6 protein-coding genes are annotated in these 5,055 nt (G+C 70.3%); 3 read left to right on the top strand and 3 right to left on the bottom strand.

Going from position 1 to position 5,055, the window contains the following annotated elements; genetic code table 11:
* The 3 genes from AB0J09_RS55855 to AB0J09_RS55845 form a co-directional block, all read right to left on the bottom strand.
* On the bottom strand, nucleotides 1-235 hold a 235-nt coding region (locus AB0J09_RS55855), incomplete at its 3' end, for a GntR family transcriptional regulator (protein ID WP_360710580.1).
* A gap of 111 nt (nucleotides 236-346) precedes the next feature.
* Entirely contained in the window at nucleotides 347-1,477 is a 1,131-nt protein-coding gene (locus AB0J09_RS55850) for a nitronate monooxygenase family protein (RefSeq protein WP_360710579.1), read from the bottom strand.
* Between the two features lie 307 nt (nucleotides 1,478-1,784).
* Nucleotides 1,785-2,447 (bottom strand): acyltransferase, encoded by a 663-nt coding sequence (locus AB0J09_RS55845; RefSeq protein WP_360710577.1) that lies wholly within the window; start codon nucleotides 2,445-2,447, stop codon nucleotides 1,785-1,787.
* Nucleotides 2,448-2,558: 111 nt separating this feature from the next.
* On the opposite strand from AB0J09_RS55845, the gene AB0J09_RS55840 reads away from it, so the two are divergent.
* The 3 genes from AB0J09_RS55840 to AB0J09_RS55830 form a co-directional block, all read left to right on the top strand.
* Complete coding sequence (locus AB0J09_RS55840) at nucleotides 2,559-4,223, top strand: CTP synthase (protein ID WP_360710576.1); 1,665 nt, start codon at nucleotides 2,559-2,561, stop codon at nucleotides 4,221-4,223.
* Between the two features lie 11 nt (nucleotides 4,224-4,234).
* Nucleotides 4,235-4,822, top strand: a complete 588-nt coding sequence (locus tag AB0J09_RS55835; protein WP_360710582.1) for an NUDIX hydrolase — start codon at nucleotides 4,235-4,237, stop codon at nucleotides 4,820-4,822.
* Nucleotides 4,823-4,837: 15 nt separating this feature from the next.
* Nucleotides 4,838-5,055 (top strand): site-specific integrase (locus tag AB0J09_RS55830; protein WP_360710575.1); only part of this gene is annotated, 218 nt, incomplete at its 3' end.

The following is a 5,055-nucleotide window of genomic DNA, read 5'->3' as shown; positions in this document are numbered from 1 at the left end:
CGCCGCCCGACCTGCCCGGCACCCTGATCAGCACGCCGTCGCGCTCCAGCGTGGCCAGCGCCTGCCTGAGCGTCATCCTGCTCACGCCGAGCCGCCCGGCCAGCTCCCGCTCGCCGGGCAGCCGGTCGCCCGGCTCCATCTCGCCGCTGGAGATCGACTCGAGCAGCCACCGCTCGATCTGCACGTGCGCGGGGACTCCCGTGCCACGCTCCAGCTCAGGCGGTGTCCCGACCACACGCGCATCTTGACACGGGCTCGGCCGCAAACGCGAAATGCGGGCCGCTCATCCAGGCCTAGCCGACGTCGGAGTTGCGGTCGGTTGCGGCGGGACGTGCCCGCTACGCCGCTAGTCGGAGCCGGACAGGCGCCGCAGCCGCTCCGCCGCCTCCCCGAACTCGCTGATCATGTCGTAGACCACCTCGCGGGCCGGCTTGACCTGGTCGAGCTGGCCCACCACCTGGCCCACGAAGTAGTTGACGAGCTCCAGCGCCCCCGGATCGCCCTTCTCGGCCGCCGCCTCGATGCGGGCCATCGCGCCCTCGGCCACCAGCAGTTGCAGCGGCATCCCCAGGGGACCGGGGCTCTCCTGGCCGGAGTCCCACTCCTCCGTCCAGGCCGATTTGAGCTGCCGGGCCGGCTTGCCCGTACGGGACGTGGACCGGACCGTGTCCAGCGACGAGGCGGCCAGCAGCTTGCGCTTGACCGAGGGCGAGGTCTCCGCCTCCTCCGTGGTCAGCCAGACCGAGCCGCACCACACCCCCTCGGCGCCGAGGGCCATGGCCGCCGCCATCTGCCGGCCCGACGCGATCCCGCCCGCCGCCAGCACGGGGATCGGGGCCACCGCGTCCACGACCTGCGGCACCAGCACCATCGTGGAGACCTCGCCGGTGTGCCCGCCCGCCTCGGTGCCCTGCGCCACGATGAGGTCCGCGCCCGCCGCCACCTGCCTGCGGGCGTGCTCCACCGTGCCGACTAGCGCGGCCACCGGCACGCCCGCCTCCCTGGCCTTGGCGACCATCTCGGGCGGAGGCGGCCCAAGCGCGCTGGCGATGAGCCCGATCGGGTGCTTGAGCGCCACGTCGATCAGCCCCGTCGCCCCGGCCGCCGTCACCCGCCTGCCGATCTCGTCCGCCACCGCCGTCAGCGGCTGAACGGGGGCGCTCACGCCGTACTTGGACAGGAGGTGGGTGACGAAGTCTCGGTGACGGTCGGGGACGAAGTCCATGAGGTGCGCCTGCCGGTCGAGCGCGGATGCGTCGAGCTTGCCTGGCACGAGCACGTCCACGCCGTACGGCCGACCGCCCACCTGCCCGTCGATCCAGGTCAGCTCGGTGTCGAGCTGCTCGGGCGAGTACGCGATCGCGCCCAGCACCCCGAACCCGCCCGCGTTCGTGACGGCGGCCACGACGTCGCGGCAGTGGCTGAAGGCGAACAACGGGAACTCGATGCCCAGGCGCTCACAGATGGCGGTCCGCATGATTCGACGCTATCCGGCAGAAGCTTGTTCGGTCCATCCCTCGGTTGTTCCCGCTTCGCCCGGGTCCGGCCTGCCCCGACGCCTTGCTCCTGGCCCTGCGCGTGCTCGTGCTGCGCCTGCGGTCCGTCCAGGTGCCCCGCCCGCTATGTCCCATTGCCGCCTGGCCGCCGCACGAGTTGCGCCGTCGTGCCTCTCGCCGGCCCGGCGCTGGGTGTGCTGCGGGCGGGTGGCTGTCCCGATGCCCGGATCGTGGTCGCCCGCACGGGGTGAGCGGGGTCCCTGGGCGTGTGGTGGGCGGGACGCGGAGTCAGGAGGCGGTGGCGCGGCGGTTCAAGGGGATGGGGAGGGAAGGGTTGTGCCAGCCGAGCTCCGGCGTGTAGCCGCGTACCAGCTTGGCCGGGACGCCGGCGACCACGCTGTGGTCCGGGAACGTGCCGCGGACCACCGCCCCGCCCGCCACCACGCACTGGCGGCCCAGCGTCGTGCCGGGGAGGATGATCGCGCCGGCCCCCAGCCACGAGCCGGAGCCGATCGAGACCGGGCTGTTGCGGGGCCACTGGCGCCCGATCGGGACGTCAGGGTCGTCGTAGACGTGGTTCTGGTCGGTGATGTACACGTACGGACCAGTGAAGACGTCTTCGCCGATGTCGACCGACTGATGGGCCACGATGTGCGAGCCGCGGCCGATCGAGCAGCCGCGGCCGATGCGGAGGATCGAGTCGGGCCCGAGGTCCGGACCTGGCATCATGCCGCACGAGATCGACACACGCTCGCCGATGAGCGTGTGGTCGCCGATCTCGATCCACTGCTCGCCGAAGATCGCGCCCGGGGGGAAGGCGATGCTGACTCCGTCGCCGAGCCGGCGGAATTGGTAGCCCGCGGGACTCAACGGAGTGATGGCGCCCGCGCTGCGGATCGCCCCGTAGGCACGGTGAATCAGCGTGCCCACTGCCCGCCGTACTAATGACATAAGGACCAAAGTTACCCGCTAGGTTAAACCGTTCGGGCATGTCGGGGGCGTTGTTTGATATCCTGAGAGCCCGTGGACAGTTCGACCACACCTCGAGCCACGGGAGCCCCTTTGCGCAGCGCATCGCAAACCAAGCATCTGTTCGTCACCGGCGGTGTCGCCTCCAGTCTCGGCAAGGGGCTCACGGCCTCCAGCCTCGGTCGCCTGCTCAAGGCACGCGGTCTCAGGGTCACCATGCAGAAGCTGGACCCGTACCTGAATGTCGACCCAGGGACCATGAACCCGTTCCAGCACGGCGAGGTGTTCGTCACCGACGACGGCGCGGAGACCGACCTCGACGTCGGCCACTACGAGCGTTTCCTCGACACCGACCTGCACGGCTCGGCCAATGTGACCACCGGGCAGATTTACTCCAATGTCATCGCCAAGGAGCGGCGGGGCGAGTATCTGGGCGACACCGTCCAGGTCATCCCGCACATCACGAATGAGATCAAGGACCGGATCAGGGGCATGGCCGGTCCTGAGGTGGATGTGGTCATCACCGAGGTGGGGGGCACGGTCGGCGACATCGAGTCGCTGCCGTTCCTGGAGGCCGTGCGGCAGATCAGGCACGAGGTCGGGCGCGACAACGTGTTCTTCCTGCACGTGTCGCTGCTTCCGTACATCGGCCCCTCGGGCGAGCTCAAGACCAAGCCGACCCAGCACAGCGTGGCGGCGCTGCGCAGCATCGGTATCCAGCCGGACGCGATCGTGCTGCGCTCCGACCGGCCCGTGCAGATAGCGATCAAGCGCAAGATCAGCCTCATGTGCGACGTGGACGAGGACGCCGTCGTCTCCTGCGTGGACGCGGCCTCGATCTACGACATCCCGAAGGTGCTCCACTCCGAAGGGCTCGACGCGTACGTGGTGCGCCGGCTCGGCCTGCCGTTCCGCGACGTCGACTGGAAGGAGTGGGAGCAGCTCCTGCGCCGGGTGCACCGGCCGGCGAAGGAGGTCACGATCGCCCTGGTCGGCAAGTACATCGACCTGCCGGACGCGTACCTCTCGGTCACGGAGGCCCTGCGGGCCGGCGGGTTCGCGAACGACGCGCGCGTCAACATCCGCTGGGTCAAGAGCGACGACTGCGAGACCCCCGAGGGCGCCGAGCGTGAGCTCGACGGTGCGGACGGCGTGCTGATCCCCGGCGGGTTCGGCGTGCGCGGCATCGAGGGCAAGATCGGCGCGATCCGCCACGCCCGCGAGGGCAAGATCCCGCTGCTCGGCATCTGCCTCGGCATGCAGGGCATGGTCATCGAGGCCGCCCGCAACATGGCCGGCATCGAGGACGCCAACTCCGCCGAGTTCGACCCCGACACCAAGCACCCGGTCATCTCCACCATGGCCGACCAGGAGGATGTCGTCGCCGGCGAGCGCGACATGGGCGGCACCATGCGGCTGGGCATCTACACCGCCAAGCTGGGCGAGGGCACCCTGGCCAGGCAGCTGTACGCCGGCAAGGCCAAGGCCGACGAGCGCCACCGCCACCGCTACGAGGTCAACAACGCCTACCGCGAGCAGCTCGAGAAGGTCGGCCTGGTCTTCTCCGGCCTGTCGCCCGACGGCCGGCTGGTCGAGTACACCGAGCTGCCCTCCGACATCCACCCGTTCTTCATCGGCACCCAGGCCCACCCCGAGTTCCGCTCGCGCCCCACGCGGGCCAACCCGATGTTCAAGGGCCTCATCACCGCCGCCCTGGAATACGCGGACGCCCGGGTCGGCGCGAAGGTGGGCCAGTGAACGTAGAAGACATGCCCGAGACCTGGGACGTGGTCGACTCCAAGGAGCGGTTCCGGGGCCACGTCATCAAGGTGGTCACGGACACGGTGAAGATGCCCCGCGACGAGGTCGCCGAGCGCGACTACGTGGTGCATCCGGGCGCGGTCGCCGTGCTCGCGCTCGACGACCAGGACCGGGTCCTGATGATCAGGCAGTACCGCCACCCCACCCGCATGCTGATGTGGGAGCTGCCCGCCGGGCTCCGCGACGTCGAAGGCGAATCGCTCGTCGCCGGTGCCGCCCGCGAGCTCGCCGAGGAGGCCGGCTACCGCGCCGACACCTGGCACACGCTCATCGACCTGTGCTCCTCGCCCGGCATGAGCGACGAGCGGATCAGGGTGTTCCTCGCCCGCGACCTGACCAAGGTCGAGACCGACTTCGTCCACCGGCATGAGGAAATCGACATGCCGGTCGAGTGGGTGCCGCTGCCGGACGCGGTCGAGAAGGCGCTCATGGGAATGATCCACAATTCCCCGGCCGTGGCCGGTATTCTCGCCGCGTACGCGGCTTCGGTTGAGGGGTTCGCCCTGTTGCGCCCCGCCGACGCCCCTGAGGCGTGACGGAAGGACCAGCTCGTGGAGGCGGTGCTCTCCAGCTACCTCGCCCATCTGGCGGTGGAGCGGGGCCTCGCTGCCAACACGCTCGCGTCCTACCGCCGTGACCTGCGGCGATACGTCGAACACCTGCAGGCGCGCGGCCGGTTGAAGCTCGATGAGGTGGGGGAGGCCGACGTGCTGGCCTTCCTCGCCTCGCTGCGCGAGGGCGACGGCGAGCACCCCGCGCTCGTCGCCAG

The sequence above is a fragment of the Nonomuraea sp. NPDC049784 genome (genome assembly GCF_040659615.1).
Classification (GTDB): Bacteria; Actinomycetota; Actinomycetes; order Streptosporangiales; family Streptosporangiaceae; genus Nonomuraea.
Note: the sequence above shows the minus strand (reverse complement) of the source record. Positions and strands in the feature narration are given on the sequence as shown.